Origin of the sequence: Roseovarius autotrophicus (genome assembly GCF_018069895.1) — a bacterium.
GTDB lineage: Bacteria > Pseudomonadota > Alphaproteobacteria > Rhodobacterales > Rhodobacteraceae > Roseovarius > Roseovarius autotrophicus.
In genome coordinates this window covers 19851-35918 of sequence record NZ_JAGQDH010000008.1, presented here as the reverse complement: position 1 = coordinate 35918, position 16068 = coordinate 19851, and the positions used below count along the sequence as shown (strand labels likewise).

The 16068-nt window shown below is 65.6% G+C and carries 13 protein-coding genes and 1 pseudogene; 3 read left to right on the top strand and 11 right to left on the bottom strand.

Translation table 11 applies throughout. The features are described 5' to 3' along the window. Nucleotides 1-94 precede the first annotated feature (94 nt). From ftsH to KAK09_RS10375, 11 genes and pseudogenes are all read right to left on the bottom strand, one after another. Nucleotides 95-1897, bottom strand: coding sequence for an ATP-dependent zinc metalloprotease FtsH (gene ftsH, locus KAK09_RS10425; protein WP_210878877.1), 1803 nt, complete (start codon nt 1895-1897; stop codon nt 95-97). Nucleotides 1898-2087: 190 nt separating this feature from the next. Beyond that, a pseudogene (locus KAK09_RS10420) lies at nt 2088-2207 on the bottom strand (IS3 family transposase); the annotation flags it as partial. 309 nt (nt 2208-2516) lie between these two features. Further along, the gene (locus tag KAK09_RS10415; protein ID WP_210878876.1) at nt 2517-3314 is read right to left on the bottom strand and encodes a carnitinyl-CoA dehydratase; all 798 of its coding nucleotides are present in this window, start codon (nt 3312-3314) and stop codon (nt 2517-2519) included. Next, complete coding sequence (locus KAK09_RS10410; RefSeq protein ID WP_210878875.1) at nt 3311-5311, bottom strand: acetate--CoA ligase family protein; 2001 nt, start codon at nt 5309-5311, stop codon at nt 3311-3313. Before KAK09_RS10410 ends, KAK09_RS10415 begins: the two co-directional genes overlap by 4 nt. Before the next feature lie 265 nt (nt 5312-5576). Further along, nucleotides 5577-6740 carry an acyl-CoA dehydrogenase family protein gene (locus KAK09_RS10405; protein WP_210878874.1) on the bottom strand — a complete coding sequence of 388 codons (1164 nt, stop codon included), beginning with the start codon at nt 6738-6740 and terminating at the stop codon, nt 5577-5579. Continuing rightward, a complete protein-coding gene (locus KAK09_RS10400) occupies nt 6740-8200 on the bottom strand; it encodes a carnitine 3-dehydrogenase (RefSeq protein ID WP_210878873.1) in 1461 nt (486 codons plus the stop codon). Before KAK09_RS10400 ends, KAK09_RS10405 begins: the two co-directional genes overlap by 1 nt. After that, nucleotides 8197-9105, bottom strand: a complete 909-nt coding sequence (gene bcoG, locus KAK09_RS10395) for a 3-dehydrocarnitine:acetyl-CoA trimethylamine transferase BcoG (RefSeq protein ID WP_210878872.1) — start codon at nt 9103-9105, stop codon at nt 8197-8199. Before bcoG ends, KAK09_RS10400 begins: the two co-directional genes overlap by 4 nt. An 87-nt stretch (nt 9106-9192) precedes the next feature. After that, nucleotides 9193-10734: a 5-guanidino-2-oxopentanoate decarboxylase gene (locus tag KAK09_RS10390; protein ID WP_210878871.1), complete on the bottom strand. Its 1542-nt coding sequence runs from the start codon at nt 10732-10734 to the stop codon at nt 9193-9195. After that, nucleotides 10731-11909, bottom strand: a complete 1179-nt coding sequence (locus tag KAK09_RS10385) for a pyridoxal phosphate-dependent aminotransferase (protein WP_210878870.1) — start codon at nt 11907-11909, stop codon at nt 10731-10733. The genes KAK09_RS10390 and KAK09_RS10385 overlap by 4 nt, the downstream gene beginning before the upstream one ends. A gap of 3 nt (nt 11910-11912) precedes the next feature. After that, nucleotides 11913-12542: a TetR/AcrR family transcriptional regulator gene (locus KAK09_RS10380; protein ID WP_210878869.1), complete on the bottom strand. Its 630-nt coding sequence runs from the start codon at nt 12540-12542 to the stop codon at nt 11913-11915. Then, nucleotides 12542-13447, bottom strand: coding sequence for a dimethylarginine dimethylaminohydrolase family protein (locus tag KAK09_RS10375; protein WP_247651168.1), 906 nt, complete (start codon nt 13445-13447; stop codon nt 12542-12544). The genes KAK09_RS10380 and KAK09_RS10375 overlap by 1 nt, the downstream gene beginning before the upstream one ends. Nucleotides 13448-13647: 200 nt before the next feature. Between KAK09_RS10375 and KAK09_RS10370 the strand changes: the two genes are divergently transcribed. The 3 genes from KAK09_RS10370 (at nt 13648) to KAK09_RS10360 (ending at nt 16040) form a co-directional block, all read left to right on the top strand. Continuing rightward, nucleotides 13648-14424, top strand: coding sequence for a transporter substrate-binding domain-containing protein (locus KAK09_RS10370; protein ID WP_210878868.1), 777 nt, complete (start codon nt 13648-13650; stop codon nt 14422-14424). Between the two features lie 15 nt (nt 14425-14439). Further along, nucleotides 14440-15195: an ABC transporter permease gene (locus tag KAK09_RS10365; protein WP_210878983.1), complete on the top strand. Its 756-nt coding sequence runs from the start codon at nt 14440-14442 to the stop codon at nt 15193-15195. A gap of 83 nt (nt 15196-15278) precedes the next feature. Continuing rightward, nucleotides 15279-16040: an ABC transporter permease gene (locus KAK09_RS10360; RefSeq protein WP_210878982.1), complete on the top strand. Its 762-nt coding sequence runs from the start codon at nt 15279-15281 to the stop codon at nt 16038-16040. The last annotated feature ends 28 nt before the right edge of the window (nt 16041-16068 follow it).

Sequence of the window (16068 nt, the reverse complement as noted above, 5' to 3'; positions counted from 1 at the left end):
CATGGCAGGCAGTCGTGGCATCCCTCCGGGGCAGTTGGAGCGGTGTGACGGCGGGACGGTTGGCGCGTGGATTGTCGGGGCATGCGGCGGTCGCCTAGGCTGGTTTGAGGGGGGCGAAATCCGCTGGCGTGATCGTCTCGCGTTCCAGCAAAAGCCGCGCCCCGGATTCGAGATCATCGTGGTTGTCGCGCAAAAGGCCCACCGCCCGGTCATAGGCCGCGCCAATCAGATCACGCACCGCCAGATCGACCTCGCGCGCGGTGGCCTCGGAATGGTCGCGCGGCGAGAAACTGACCTTGTCCTCGCCCAGAAAGCCGCCGCGATCCTGTTCCAGCACCGCTTGCCCCAGCGTCTTGTGCATCCCGAAGCGGGTGACGATCTGGCGCGCGATATCGGTGGCGCGCACCAGATCATCCGCCGCGCCGGTGGACCATTCGTCAAAGCGGATCTCTTCCGCCGCGCGCCCCGCCAGAAGCATCACCATTCGGTTCTCAAGCTCTGACCGGGTGATCAGGAACCGGTCCTCGGTCGGGCGGGTCAGCGTATATCCCAAGGCCCCGATGGTGCGCGGGATGATCGACACCTTGTGCACCGGATCGGCCCCCGGCAGGCGCGCGGCGGCGAGCGCATGGCCCATCTCGTGCCAGGCCACGGTTTCGCGTTCATGCGCGTTGAGCAGATGCCCCTTGCGCTCCATCCCTGCCACGACGCGTTCCAGCGCCGAGGTAATATCCTCCATCGCCACCCGTTCGGCCCCGCGCCTTGTGGCGTGGATCGCGGCCTCGTTCACCAGATTGGCCAGTTCCGCCCCGGTGAACCCCGGCGTGAGACCGGCCGCGGCATCAATATCCAGGCTTGGGTCAACCTCAACCTTGCGCAGATGCACGCGCAGGATCGCGGCCCGCCCGGTCTTGTCGGGACGGTCCACCACCACCTGCCGGTCAAACCGCCCCGCCCGCATCAGGGCCGGGTCCAGAATCTCGGGCCGGTTGGTCGCGGCCAGAAGCACGACCCGCTCGCGCGGATCGAACCCGTCGAGTTCCGCCAGAAGCTGGTTGAGCGTCTGTTCCTTTTCGTCATGCCCGCCGCCAAAGCCGCCAATGCTGCGGCGGCGGCCCAGCGCGTCCAGCTCGTCGATGAAAATGATGCAGGGCGCGGCCTTGCGCGCCTGATCGAACAGATCGCGCACCCGCGCCGCGCCCACGCCCACGAACATCTCGACAAACTCGCTGCCCGAAATGGAAAAGAACGGCACACCGGCCTCGCCCGCGATGGCGCGGGCAAACAATGTCTTGCCGGTGCCGGGCGGGCCGGTCAGCAGGATGCCCTTGGGGATGCGCGCGCCAAGACGGCCATATTTTTCAGGCTCCTTCAGGAAATCGACGATTTCCTTGAGTTCCGCCTTGGCCTCGTCCACGCCCGCCACATCGTCGAAGGTGACGCCTGTGTTGCGCTCGACATAGACCTTGGCACGAGATTTGCCGACATTCATCATGCCGCCCATGCCCTGTTTCTCGATCATCCCGCGCAACAGAAAACTCCAGAGCGCAAAGATCAGCAGGATCGGCACGACCCACGACAAGATCGTATTGAGAAATGTATTCTGCACCGTGCCGTCAAATTCCGCGCCCGATTGCTCCAGCCGTTCGGTCAGGTCCGGGGGCACGATGTTGGTGACAAAATGGGTGTTGCCGTCAATCGCGTCGCGATAGCGCCCCTCGACCTGCTCGGCGCGCACGGTGACCGAAGCGATGCGATTCGACTCGAGATATTCCAGAAAGGTGCTGTAGGGGATGCGTTCGGTGACCGAGGCTTGCGACACCCACGATTGCACCATCAACAACACCATGAAGGCGGCGGCGAAATACCAGAAGTGGATCTGCTGCTTCTTGTCCACGATGTCTCCATCCAATCTTTGCGTGTTCCGCGGCAGGGACTGAACAGCCTGCTTGGGCGACGTTATGACACCGGCGACCGCGATTTGCGCCTTGGCGGCGCTGGCCACTTGCGATCTTGCTCAATTCTGCCGCGCGGCCCCTGATTTCAATCGTGCTCTCCCCCTTTTTAACGGGGTGCGTGCGTAGAACTTACGCGACCATTCTCGGTTTCATGGCGGGGGTGACGCCGCCGATACCCATGTTGGGGCGGTCGTTGTTGTAAGTCCAGCGCCATTGCGTGGCTGGGTCCTGAGTCTTCTCGATACCCTCAGATCACATTCGGTGGCCGCAGCGTAAGGCAACCGATCCGGGGGAACGATTGTGACGATGGCGGCACAGCCAGCGCATCGGGTTTGTCGCGCTCCAGCCGCTTTCGGAGGTTGATCCGCAAGTTCGGCTTCAGCGCGCAACGCCTCCGAAAGAACAGCGGAGGCACCATGGCGCAGGATCGAAGCACTCCTCGACCGCTTTGCCCCGCAGGAATGCGCAAACTATCTTGTCAACGCAGGATACGCTTCAATCTGATCTCATCATGCTCTAGTGACGGCGTTTTGATAACAGGCATGTGCGATGGTCGCGTCAGCGTCCTTTCCAGACCGGATCACGCTTTTCAGCGAAGGCGCGCGCGCCCTCAAGCAGGTCTTCGCTGGAATACAGCCTGTCCACGGTCTCGAACTGGCGCTTGGTGATGCGGTTCAGCGCATCCTGAAAGCGCATGTCCTCGGCCTCGCGCACCACCTCCTTGATCGCGGCATGGACAAGCGGCGGGCCGCTGGCCAGAAGGCGCGCCAGATCCCAGGTTCTGGGCAGCAGGTCCTCTGATGTGGTCACTTCCTTCAACAGGCCCCATTGCAGCGCCTCGGCGGTATCGAACCAGCGCCCGGTCAACAGCAGGTCCATTGCCACATGATAGGGAATGCGCTTTGGCAGCTTCAGGGTAGCGGCATCGGCCACCGTGCCGGAACGGATTTCCGGCAGCGCAAAACTGGCATTGTCCGAGGCAAGGATCAGATCGCAGCTCAGCGCCAGTTCCAGCCCGCCGCCACAGCAGATGCCGTTGACAGCCGCAATAACGGGTTTGTTCAGATGCGGCAGTTCCTGCAGCCCGCCAAAACCACCAACCCCGTAATCGCCGTCAACGGCGTCGCCTTCGGCCGCAGCCTTCAGGTCCCAGCCAGGGCAGAAGAACTTTCCCCCCTCAGCGCGCAGGATCGCCACACGCAGGCTGTCGTCATCGCGGAAATCGCGGAAGACATCGCCCATGATCCGGCTGGTGGCCAGATCGATGGCATTGGCCTTTGGCCGGTCTAGCGTGACTTCCAGAATGGCACCCTCGGCCCGCGTCCGCACCGGCCCGTCGCTGCGCATTTGCATCATGTGTTTTCCCTCCAAATCACCGCATCCACGGCAATGGCGCCGCTGTCCCGCACCATCAGCGGGTTGATCTCTATCTCTTCCAGCCGCGAATCAGCCTCCAGCAGGGCCTGCAAGGCCAGTGCCACGGCCACGACAGCCGCGGTGTCGGCCCGCCTGCGCCCGCGGTAGCCGTCCAGCAGTGGCCACAACCGCAAGCCGCGCAGCGCCTGCGTGACATCCGCTGCCGTCACCGGCAAGACCAGTGTTGCCGTATCACCAAGCAACTCTGCCGCTACGCCACCGAAGCCCAGTATAAGCGTGGCACCATAGATCGGGTCGCGCCGCGCGCCGATCAGCATTTCGCTCAAGGCGTCGGTCACCATCTCCTCGGCCAGATAGCCGGTCGCACCTCGCATCCCGGCCTGCCCGTCGAGCGAGGACAGGTTCAGACGCACCGCCCCAGCCTCGGTCTTGTGAGCAAAGCCCAGCCCCTTCAGCGCCAGGGGGGGCGTCAGCCCTGCAGCATGTGCGCGCAATTCGGCCAAACTGTCAGCGCGCACCCCGCGGGGCACAGCGACGCCTGCCTCGGCCAGCATGGCCTTGGCAACCGCCTCGTCCAGCAGCGACAACCGGCCATGGCGCGTAACGGGTGCCCAGTTTTTCCAGCCCTCGCGCCGGGGCGGAAGCTGCGCCGCCCGGATCGCGGCCAACGCGGTCTCCACCCCCATAAGGGGCGCAATCCCCTGATCCATCAGAGTGATCGCGCGGCCCTCGTCAAAATTCTCGGGCAGCGAGGCGACGGGAAAAGCGGGCTTGCCCGTGGCCTGCGCGGCAGTGGCGATGGCCTGCAGCGCAGGCTCGAAGCTTGACGGGTCACAACGGTCCGGGCGCGGCGGGTCGATCAGAAAGATGCCGGCATCATGGTCGGCCAGCATGGTGGTAAAGACCTCTGCCATGCGCGGCCCGTCACCCCAGATGAAGGTGTGATAATCCAGCGGGTTCGAGATGGTGACCAGCGGGCCCAAGCTGGCCGCAAGCTGCACACGGCGTGGCTCGGAAAGGGGCGGAAACTGCAGCCCTGCCGCATCCCCCAGATCCGCCACAAGCCCGGCCTCGCCGCCCGAGCAGGACAGTGAACACAGCCGCCGGCCCAGCCCCTGCCCGTGAAGATGCAGGATCTTCAGCGTCTCGATCAGCTCGGCGGGCGTGCTCACCTCGGCTACACCGATCCGGTGCAAAAAGGCCGAGGAGGTAACCGCCGGCCCGGTCATGGCGGCAGTGTGCGAGGCGGCAGCCGTGCGCGCTGCTTCGGTCTTGCCGGACTTGATCGCCACGATGCCTTTGCCGGCCGCCTGCGCCGCCTGCGCGACGGCAGCAAAGGCCGCAGCATTGCCCAAACCCTCCAGATAAAGGCCCAGAGCGGTCACGCGCTCATCCGCCAGTACCGCTCCGGCCAGTTCCGCCAGGCCGATCTGCGCGGCATTGCCCAGACAGGCGACATAGGCGATCGGCAGGCCGCGCGCCTGCATGGTCAGGTTGATCGCGATGTTCGAGGACTGGCTGATCAGCGCCACCCCGTGCGTGACGCGCCGTCCGCCGTGCTGATCCGGCCAGAGCAGCGCCCCGTCCAGGTAGTTGATCAGACCATAGCAGTTCGGCCCCAGCAAAGGCATGGCCCCGGCCGCACTCAGGAGTCGGTCCTGAAGATGCCCCTCCCCCGCCTCGCGCCAGCCTGAGGCAAAACACACCGCGCCACCCGCGCCCATCTCGGCAAGCTGCGTGACAATCTCCAGCGTTGCATGGCGATTGACACCGATGAAGGTTGCGTCCGGTGCACCGGGCAGGTCGGCAAGGCTGCGATGGCAGGGAACGCCGGCAATCTGGCGCCGCACCGGGTGAACAGGCCAGACTGGCCCATCGAACCCCATGCTTCGCGATTGCGCGACGACATTCTCGGCCCAGCCAGAACCAAGAACAGCGATGCTGCGCGGACGAAGAAGGCGGGACAGATCGTTCATTCGCCGCCCCGTCGGGCAAAGAAGGGGGGCGTTGCCCCCCTCTGCTTCGCATTCACCCCCCAGGATACTTGAGGACAGAAAATGGGAACACCCGATTCCGGAAGGAACCGGGTGCCATTTCCTGCCACGGTCATCGGCGTCCCCGCCTGTACCGTGAGTTCAGAGTGACAAGACAGGGTTGAGAGTCCGTTAACGTGCCGCATTTTCTGTCCTCAAGTATCCTGGGGGGCTCCAGCGGGGCAGACGCCCCCCTGTCGCCTTCTTTTCAGCCTCCAAGCGGTCTCAGCAATTCACGACTGATGATGTGGCGCTGAATCTCGCTGGTGCCTTCCCATATCCTTTCCAGCCGCGCATCGCGCCAGATCCGTTCAAGTGGCAGTTCTTCCATCAGTCCCATACCGCCGTGGATCTGGATCGCTTCATCCGCTACCATGGCGAGAACCTCGCTGGCCTTTAGTTTGGCCATCGCCATGTCGGCATCCGTCACACTGCCCTGATCGACTTTCCAGCCCGCTTCCCATGTCAGCAACTCTGCGGCTTTCAGTTCCAGCGCCATATCGGCCAACTTGAAACTGACGCCCTGGAACTTGCCGATCTGCTGGCCGAACTGTCGGCGGTCGACCGCATGGCCAAGGGCGAGACGCAGCGCCCGGTTTGCACGGCCCAGGCAGGTCGCGGCCACCTGCAGCCGGGTGGCACCCAGCCATTTATTGGCCACGTCGAAGCCCTTGTGAAGCTCGCCAAGAATGTTCTCCACCGGCACGCGGCAGTCGTCGAATTCAAGGATCGCGTTGGTATAGCCACGATGGCTGACGTTGCGATAGCCCTCTCTGACGCTAAAGCCTTTCGTGCCCTTGTCGACAAAGAAGGCGGTGATCCGTTTCTTTGGTCCGCGCGGCGTGTCCTCGGTGCCGGTGGCCATGAAGGCGATGGTGAAGCCCGCGATATCGGCGTGGCTGATGAAATGCTTGGTACCGTTCAGCACCCAGTCACTACCGTCCGGGCGGGCGGTTGCCTGCATCCCGCGCAAGTCCGATCCGGCGCCGGGTTCGGTCATGGCAAGGCAGTCCCAGGTCTCGCCACGTATGCAGGGGTAGAGGTATTTCTCGCGCTGCGACGCGGTGCCGGCCAGCAGGATGTTCGAGGGCCGCGCCACGCAAGTCCAGTGCAGCGCATAGTTCGCACGCCCCAGCTCGCGCTCATAGAGCAGCCAACTCAGCGTATCGAGGCCCGCGCCGCCGACATCCTCGGGCATGTTCGCGGCGTAGAGCCCGGCCTTGATCGCCTTGGCCTGGACCTCGCGGATGATCTCCATTGGCAGGTGGCCGGTTCGTTCGACCAATGCTTCATGCGGGTAGAGTTCTGCTTCAACGAAGGCGCGCGTGGTATCAGAAATCATGCGCTGTTCGTCGGTGAGGGCAAAATGCATCAGTTTTTCCTTTGTCCGACATGGCGGCCTGCCTGGGCCGGGCGCGGCAGCGCGGCATGGGCATCGCGGATCGGCAGCAGCCGGTCCAGCACCGCAGGCGCGGCCGGGCAGGTCTGGCCCGCTGTCATGTCCACATGCAGCAGCATCTGTTCGACCATGGCGACGGGCGTATCCTGGCGCGCGATGGTGATGACGATATGCATGTGTTTTTCATCTGCGCCCAACACCTGCACCGTCCCGGTCAGGTGATCGCCAAGCTTTGCTGCGCCCAGATGCGTGATATGGCTTTCGGCGGTGTAATAGCTGTGCCCGCCGGCGACATAGTCCATATCGGCCCCGATGAGCCGCAGCAGCGCGTCCGAGGTTTCGGACGCCGCGAACAGATAGCGGCTTTCGGTCATGTGCCCATTGTGATCGATCCACCCCGGCAGGACCTGCATCTGCGTCAGCACCAATGGCGCCGCGGCGTCGGGTATCAGGGCGGGGGCGGGAATCGCGGTTCTGCGTCTCGCGTCATGGTCGCGCAAGACCTTTCCGGCGCCCCAATCACGATCTTTCAGGACGCGCAGGAAGCCGATCAAGTTGCCGTCGCGAATGCGTTCCAGATCGGCTATCGTGTGATGGCCCGATTGCACGTCGGACTGACTTGCGATCAGATCGACCAGTTCGTCGTTGAATTCGGGCACATCCATCAGTTTCGTCCAGGGCGAGGTCAGGCAGGGGCCGAACTGGGCCATGAAGTGCTTCATCCCCGCCTCGCCTCCGGCGATGCGGTAGGTTTCGAACAGGCCCATCTGCGCCCAGCGCAGGCCAAAGCCCATTCGGATCGCCTCGTCGATTTCGCCGGTCGTGGCGATGCCGTCTCTGACCAGCCACAGCGCCTCTCGCCAGACGGCTTCCAGGAACCGGTCGGCGATATGCGCATCAATCTCGCGGCGCAGATGCAGCGGGAACATGCCCAGGTCGCGCAGCAGGTTCTTGACACGCGTGATCAGCGCCTTGTCATGGGTCGGGCCGGGCACGATTTCGACCAGTGGCAGCAGGTAGACCGGGTTGAACGGATGCGCGACGAAGATCGCCGATGGGTGGCGCGCGCCCTTCTGCAGTTCGGAAGGCTTGAAGCCCGATGTGGACGAGCCCAGCGGCACATCCGGGGTCGCGCGCTGGATCTCGGCATAGACACGGTGTTTCATTTCCAGCCGTTCGGGCACGGATTCCTGGATGTAATCGGCCCCCGTGACCGCCTCGGCCAATGTGTCGGCGAAGCGCAGCCGCCCCTCGGTCGGCATGGGCAGGTCGGACAGCGCGGGCAGGCTGGCGCGGGCGTTCTGCAGGATCGCGTCCAGCTTGCGCGGGGCCTCCGGGTCAGGATCGAATACCGCGACATCCCAGCCGTTGAGCAGGAACCGCGCCGCCCAGCCGCCCCCGATGACACCGCCGCCGATGATGGCCGCCTTCATAGCGGTGCCCTTTTCTCCAGTTTCAGCCGCTCGCGCAATGCGTCCGGGCCGATCACCCGCGCGCCCATCGCCTCGACGATGGTTACCGCGCGCTCGACCAGTTGCGCGTTGGTAGCCAGAACGCCCTTTTCAAGATACAGGTTGTCCTCCAGCCCCACGCGCACATTGCCGCCGGCCAGAACCGAGGCCGCGACATAGGGCATCTCGTTGCGCCCCAGCGCAAAGGCCGACCAGTGCCAGCCCGCCGGCACGTTGTTGACCATCGCCATGAAGGTATTCAGGTCATCCGGCGCGCCCCAGGGCACCCCCATGCACAGTTGCACCAGCACCGGGTCGGCGATGATCCCTTCGGCCACCAGTTGTTTCGCGAACCACAGATGCCCGGTATCAAAGGCTTCGATCTCGATGCGCGTGCCGCTTGCCGCCATCCGCTGCGCCATATCGCGCAGCATGCCCGGCGTATTGACCATGATATAATCAGCCTCGGCAAAGTTCATCGTGCCGCAATCGAGGGTGCACAGCTCTGGCCGACAGTCTACCACATGTTGCACGCGCTCGGCGGCACCGATCATGTCTGTGCCGGCAATCGGGGGCAGCGGACTGTCGGTGCCGCCCAGCGTCAGATCGCCGCCCATGCCTGCGGTCAGGTTCAGCACCACATCGACCTCGGCATCGCGGATGCGCTCTGTCACCTCGCGGTAAAGCGCGGGGTCGCGCGCCGGCGCCCCGGTTTCGGGGTCGCGCACATGGCAATGCACCACCGCCGCGCCCGCCTTTGCCGCGTCGATGGCCGAGGCGGCAATCTGCTCCGGCGAGCGCGGCACATGGGGCGATTTGTGCTGCGTACCGCCCGAACCGGTCACGGCACAGGTGATGAACACCTCGCGGTTCATGCTCAATGGCATCCTTTTCTCCCCTCTTTCAGGCGATCGGTCGATTCCTGACCGCCGTTTGGTCTCGTGGCGCTGGCCTATACGGGCCGGTTGCACTGTTTACTGCACAGGGGGCAGCGTCACTTCAATCAGACGCGGCCCCGACCCGGTGATCTGCAGGGCCTGCGGGGTCACCCGTTCAAAAGGCAGGTCGCAGGCGCTGGCAAGATCAGCGAAATCGGGAGGGCGCGGCGTGCAGCCCAGCACCTGCGCGCCTGCCGAACGCATCGCCGTGGCGATCTCGCCAAAGCCCGCATTGTTGAACACGATGAAGGTGATATCCAGCCCTTCCTCGGCGGCGGTCAGCAACTCTCCGGGCGAGAACATCAGCCCGCCATCACCGATCAGGCACAGGATGCGCGCTTCGGGCGCCGCCAGTGCTGCCCCCACGGCGGCGCCGGGTGCATAGCCCAGCGCGCCGTATCCGGTGGCGGCGTTGAACCAGCCGCCGGGGCGGTCGTGATCGTAGAACAGGTTGCCGGCATAGATGACCTGCGTGGAATCGCCCACCATGATGGCGCCGGGACAGCCTTCGCGCAGCCGCTCCAGCAGGACAACTTCAGCTTCATACCCAGCGGGTAGTGCGGCCCTTGCCGCGTCGCGCGTATGCGCGGCGCGGGCGGGGCCATCCGCTGCGGGCATGGCACGAGTCAGCCGGGGCAGGATGGTTGCGACATCAGCCTGCACTGTCAGCGCGGCGGGGTGCCGGGCCAGTTGGTCGGGGTCTATATCGACGCGGATCATGCCGTCGGTCGCGGGAAACTTGCCATCCTCGACCATATCGCAGTCGGTGCGGCCCAGTTCCGAGCCCAGCACCAGCAACCGGTCGGCGTTGCGGATCAGATCCCGCACCGCGCCGAGGCTGGGCGAGGCCGGCACGCCAAGCGGGTGTCCGTGCATCAGGCCGCGTGCATTTGTGGTCAGGATGACCGGCGCGCCCAGCCGCTCGGCCAATGCCTTCAGCGCGCTGCCCGCACCGCGACACCCGCCACCGGCAAGGATGACGGGTGTCTGTGCCTGTGCCAGCAGGCGGTTGGCCTGAGTCAGGTCTGGCGACGGGGCGGTGGCGGCGACGAAGGGCGCGAGCTGACCGGGCAACGGGGCCGCCATCAGATCAAGCGGGATCTGCAGATGCACCGGCCCCGGGCGCCCCGTGGTCAGCGCCTGTGCGATCTGCGCCAGCGTGGCAGGCAGGTCTTCGGCCTGGTCCAGGTGGAAAGAGGGGCACAGCTTGGCGACCAGCGCCTGCTGATCGGGGAGTTCGTGCAAATGCCCGCACCCCTTGCCCAGCGCATCGCGCTGGTTGACGCCCGAGATGACCAGCATAGGCACGGAATCGGCGCGCGCCTGTGCCATCGGCGTCAGGATGTTGGTCAGCCCCGGTCCGGTGATCACCAGTGCCACGCCAAAACGGCCAGAAGCGCGCGCATAGCCATCGGCCATGAAGCCTGCGCCGGCTTCGTGGCGCGGGGTGACATGGCGAATCCCGGCACCGGGCAGCGCGCGATACAGCTCGATCGTGTGCACGCCGGGGATGCCGAAGATCACCTCGGTTCCCATCAATGTCAGCCAGTCCACCAGACCCTGCGCAACCGTGCTCATGGCCGGCATCCTTCGGCAAAGCGGGCGAGGCGGGCGCAGGCCTCGCGGGTTGTGTCATCGCTGGCGGTCAGCGCCAACCGCAACCATCCTTCCAGCGCCGTGCCGAAGGACGCGCCGGGCATGACCGCGACCCCGGTGGCGTGCAGGAGGTCCAGTGCAAAAGCCTGCGAATCGCGGCTCAGCGCGCGAATGTTGACAAGTGCGAACATCCCCGCTTGAGGCCGGTGCACACGCAGCCCTGCCACGCCGTCCAGCGCCTCGTGAACAATGCGCGCGCGCCGCGCCATACGAGCGGCCATGGCCTGCGCAGACGTGGGCGGGCTGGCCAGTGCTTCGGCCATCATGTCGGCAATGAAGGGCTGCGAGCCGAACAGCATGGTCTCGGACAGGGGCAAGGAGCGCGCGCAGAACTCGGCCGATCCGCACAGCCAGCCCGCGCGGAAGCCCGTGGCCGCATGTGATTTCGAGATCGAGGAGGCGACGACCACCCGCGCCTCGTGCGCCGGGTCGGCCAGCGCCGAGGTGAAAACCGCGCCATCATGGGTCAGGTTGCCATAGACCTCGTCCGAGATCACCCACAGGTCATGCCTGGCGGCAGTGGCGAGCAGGGCATCCAGATCTGCCAGGCTCAGGATCGCGCCGGTGGGGTTGTGCGGAGTGTTGAGCAGGATTGCGCGCGTGGCAGGCGTGATCCGCGCCGCGACATCAACCGCCTGCAGGCGAAATCCGTGTTCGGGACGCAGCGCCACCGGCACCGGCCGCGCACCGGCAGCGCGGATCAGCCCCTCGTAGGTTGCATACATCGGATCGCCAAGGATCACCTCGCAACCTGGGTCGCACAGCGCCATCAACGCCACATAAAGTGCCGTCTGTGTTCCCGGCAGACACAGGAACCGGTCGGCGCCGATCTGGCGCCCGGTTGCTTCGGAATAGCGCGCGCTCAGCGCCGCCAGGGCCTCCGGCTCGCCACGCCCGTTGGAATAGCCGGTCCGCCCCGCCTGCATCGCGCTGGTAGCAGCCCGGATCAGATGGTCAGGGGTGGCGGTGTCAGGCTCGCCGATAGTCAGGTCGATGACCGGCTGCCCGGCCCGCTTGCGCGCTGTCGCCGCCACAAAGAGCGTCCATTTATCCGACCCCAGACCGGCCAGACGCTCGGTGACTTCCGCATAGCGCATCGCTTACTCTTTCAGTTCAAGGCCAAGGAGGGATTCAAAGGCGTCGATCGCAATCGCGCGGGCTTCTTCCGGTGGCAACTGTTCCGGCAGGGCCGAGGCTTCCAGCCATAGCCCGTCCAGCAAAGCATTACCGGCAATCGCCAGCCGCCGGGTGGTGGCCGGATCGGCTGGCCTGCCGGTGGTTTGCAAGGCATCGGCGATCAGCGCCTCCAGCTGGTCGCGAAAGGCACGATAGGTGCGCTCATGCACCTCGCGCATCGCCGGGTCGCGGGCAACCAGCTGCATCGATGCTGCCCATAGTGCCATGGCGCGCGGATCAACCACCGGGGGCGAAACCGCATTGGCCACGAAGCCCTCGAGCCGCGCCCGCGGATCGGCCGGAAGCGCACCCAGAGACGCCGCGCTCGCCTCGGTCAGGCCGGTCATCAGATGGTCATGAGCGGCGGCTATCAGATCTTCCTTGGTGGCGAAATAATGCCGGATCAGCCCCTGCGTGACACCAGCACGCAGCGCGATGGCGCGCACGGTGGCAGCCTGCGGCCCCCCCTCGGCGATGCAGGCCAGCGCCGCCTCGATCAGCGCCGCGCGCCGTGTCTCTTCGCCCTTGCGGCGGAAGGGACGCCGGGCGTTCATCACGCGCACGCCGCGCGCAGCAGGGGGCGGGTAAGGCAGGTCGGCCCACCTTCGCAGGCGATGCACAGCGCGTCGCCTTCAAAGACCTGCACCCGGCATCCGGCCTTTTCGAGTGCGGCGCGCGTTTGGGGAAAGCCGTCGATCATCACAACATCAAAGGGCTTCAGCATCAGCACATTCAGGCTCAGGCCCTGTGAGGCATGAAACTCTGCCTCTGGCGCGTGAATCAGCGTCCAGCCTGCATCGCGCAGATCCTGCCACAGGGCAAAGGGCATCAGCGGCGCATGGATCAGCGCCGCGTTCGGCGCGACGGGTGAGACCAGAGACATCAGGTGCAGGCAGGCTTCAGGCCCGCTCCACCAGGGCAGGTCATAGGCGCGCACCGTGATGCCATGCGGGCGCAGGATGTCGTCCAGCGCCGCAATTCCGGCCTGATTTGTGCGTGCGCCGCGCCCGACGGCCAGCGTCTGCGGGTCGATCCAGAAAGCGTCTCCCGCCTCGGCGCGCGCATCGCCGGTCAACCGTCCGATCACCGGCACGCCTAGGCGCTGGTAGGTAGTCTCGTGCAGCGTGGGTTCGGCTCGGCGCAGCGATTTTCCCATGTTCAGGATCACGGCGCCGGCGTGGGTTACAAAAGACGGGTCCTGCACGAAGACGGCGTCGGACAAGCTGTCATCGGCGCTGTCCAGCCAGATCACCTCGCAGCCCGAGGCCGCAACGATATCGGCCAGCGCCGCGTGCTGCGCCTGCGCGCGCGCCGGGTCGAAGCCCGGACCGTAATGCCATTGCGCGGGGTCGGCCGCAGCCATTGCCGGGCCGGGTGCCCGCATGATCACGCGTGCAAGCGGGTGCGCCCGGTCCTCGCTGCCGAATGCCGCTGTCTTGCGCATGGGTTCCTGGCTCATGGGTTTTCCGATTGCCGAAATTATACACTTGCATAATTACGCGGGCTGGGGCCTAATGCAATAGCAATTCGACAGGGCGGCACGGTCAGCCGCCCTTGCCGTGGCCCGCACGGGCCTCACCATGCCGGGCGCATCTGACCCGGCGTGACGCAGACAAGAAGCGCGCCACAAAAGGGCGTGCGACAACAGAGGAGAGACCCATGAACAGAATTGTTTCTCTGGCAGGTGCCGCGGCGCTTGCGGCGATGGCCACCACCGCCATGGCCGATCAGGTACGCATCGGCATCGCGGCCGAGCCCTATCCGCCCTTCGCCTCGCCCGATGCGGCCGGCAACTGGGCCGGCTGGGAGATCGAGATCATCGACGCGATCTGCACGGCCGCCGAGCTTGACTGCGTGCTGACCCCCACGGCCTGGGACGGGATCATCCCGGCGCTGCTGTCGGGGCGGATTGATGCGATCATGGCGTCCATGTCGATTACCGAAGAGCGGATGCAGACGATCGACTTCACCAACCCTTATTACCAGACCCCGGCGGTGATTGTCGGTGGTCAGGGTGTTGATGTCGAACCGACGCCAGAGGGGCTGGCCGGGCTGGCGCTGGGCGTGCAGGTGGCGACCACGCACCAGGCCTATGCGCAGGCATATTTCGAGGGCGCGACCGAACTGCGGCTGTACCAGACCCAGGACGAGGCCAACCAGGACCTCGCCGCCGGGCGCATCGACGCAATGCAGGCCGACAGCGTGGCAATGGATGCCTTCCTGGCGTCCGATCTCGGCAACTGCTGCACCCTGCTGGGGTCGGTCGCAATGGACGAGAGCATCCTGGGCCGCGGCGTCGGTGCCGGGGTCCGGCCGGGAGAGGATGCGCTGCGCGAATCGCTCAACGCCGGTATCGCCACCATCATCGCCGATGGCACACATGCCGAGATCACCGCGCGCTACTTCGACTCGCCCATCTACACCTACAACCAGTAAGCCGCGCCGCGCGTGCTGGACTGGCTTTACACGCTCGTACCGGGGCTTGAAACCACGGCGGGGCTTCTGTCCCTCCACCCGCCGGGTTGGGGGGGCAACCTGTTGCGGGGTGCCTTGGCATCGCTGCAAATCGCGGCGGGGGCCTTCGGCATGGGGCTGGTGCTTGGCACCTTCGGCGCGCTGGGCAAGCTAAACGGCGGGCCGGTCACGCGCGATCTGTTGTCGGTCTACACGACCGTTGTGCGCGCGGTGCCGGAACTGATCCTGATCCTGATCATCTATTACGCGGGCACCGACCTGCTGAACCAGGCACTGCGCGCGATGGGGCAGCGCCCGGTCGAGGTTTCCGGCGTGGCGGCGGGCATCTTCGTGCTGGGCACCGTGCAGGGCGCCTATGCGACCGAGGTGCTGCGCGGTGCCATCCAGGCCGTGGACAAGGGCCAGATCGAAGCGGGGCGCGCCTATGGCATGGGACCGATCACGCTGTTTCGCCGTGTCACGTTCCCTTCCATGCTGCCACTGGCGTTGCCGGGGCTGTCCAACCTGTGGCTGATCGCCACCAAGGACACCGCACTGCTGGCCATTGTCGGATTTTCCGAACTGACGCTGGAAACAAGACAGGCGGCGGGATCGACACGGGCCTTCTTTACCTTCTTTCTGGCGGCTGGGGCGATCTACCTGACGATGACACTGGTTTCGGGCCGGGTGTTCGGCTGGATCGAGGCGCGCTACCGCCGGGGCGAGGCCGGGCCGACACGAGGGCACCCGTGAGCGCCCCGACAAATATTCCGCCCAATGCACCGGTGCCCGCCGCCCTTCCCGGCAACGCGTTGCGCAGCCTCTGGCGCGAGGTGATGCAGCCGCACCGTCTGGTGCTGATCGCGCTGGCACTGGGGATCGCGGTTTATGCCGGGATGACGATGCGCTGGCACTGGATCCCACGCTATGCCGATCTGGCGCTACAGGGGTTCTGGCGCACGCTGTGGTTGCTGGCGCTTTCCTGCCTGCTGGGCTTCATGCTGGCGGTGCCGCTGGGGCTGGCGCAGGCGGCGGGGCCGCGTTTTCTGGCGGCGCCGGCGCGTGCGTTCTGCACGGTCATCCGCGGCACACCGCTGCTGCTGCAGCTTTGGCTGATTTATTTCGGACTCGGCTCGCTGTTCCCGCAGTTCCCCTGGATACGCGAATCCGAGCTTTGGCCCTATCTACGGCAGGCATGGCCCTATGCGTTGCTGGCGCTCACACTCAGCTATGCGGGATACGAGGGCGAGGTGATGCGCGGCGCGTTCCGCTCGGTCCCGCATGGACAACTGGAGGCTGGGCGCGCCTTCGGTCTGTCACGCTTCGCCATCCTGCGCCGTATCTGGCTGCCGCAGGCCCTGCAACGCGCCCTGCCCACGCTTGGCGGCGAGACGGTTCTGCAGATGAAGGCGACGCCGCTGGTGGCTACGATCACGGTCATCGACATCTATGCCGTGGCCAGCCGGGTGCGGCAGGACACCTTCATCATCTACGAACCGCTGCTGATGCTGGCCGTGGTCTATCTGATGATCGCCGGGCTGATAACGCTGGTCTTTCGCCTGCTGGAACGGCGGTATACCCGTGGCATGACCGCATGACGCGGCGTGCTGTCCACCGTATGGGGGG

Coding starts and splice junctions, on each gene's coding strand:
- KAK09_RS10415 (WP_210878876.1), bottom strand. CDS start 3,314: ATGATGCAAATGCGCAGCGACGGGCCGGTGCGGACGCGGGCCGAGGGT.
- KAK09_RS10410 (WP_210878875.1), bottom strand. CDS start 5,311: ATGAACGATCTGTCCCGCCTTCTTCGTCCGCGCAGCATCGCTGTTCTT.
- KAK09_RS10405 (WP_210878874.1), bottom strand. CDS start 6,740: ATGCATTTTGCCCTCACCGACGAACAGCGCATGATTTCTGATACCACG.
- KAK09_RS10400 (WP_210878873.1), bottom strand. CDS start 8,200: ATGAAGGCGGCCATCATCGGCGGCGGTGTCATCGGGGGCGGCTGGGCG.
- bcoG (WP_210878872.1), bottom strand. CDS start 9,105: ATGCCATTGAGCATGAACCGCGAGGTGTTCATCACCTGTGCCGTGACC.
- KAK09_RS10390 (WP_210878871.1), bottom strand. CDS start 10,734: ATGAGCACGGTTGCGCAGGGTCTGGTGGACTGGCTGACATTGATGGGA.
- KAK09_RS10385 (WP_210878870.1), bottom strand. CDS start 11,909: ATGCGCTATGCGGAAGTCACCGAGCGTCTGGCCGGTCTGGGGTCGGAT.
- KAK09_RS10380 (WP_210878869.1), bottom strand. CDS start 12,542: ATGAACGCCCGGCGTCCCTTCCGCCGCAAGGGCGAAGAGACACGGCGC.
- KAK09_RS10375 (WP_247651168.1), bottom strand. CDS start 13,447: ATGAGCCAGGAACCCATGCGCAAGACAGCGGCATTCGGCAGCGAGGAC.
- KAK09_RS10370 (WP_210878868.1), top strand. CDS start 13,648: ATGAACAGAATTGTTTCTCTGGCAGGTGCCGCGGCGCTTGCGGCGATG.
- KAK09_RS10360 (WP_210878982.1), top strand. CDS start 15,279: ATGCAGCCGCACCGTCTGGTGCTGATCGCGCTGGCACTGGGGATCGCG.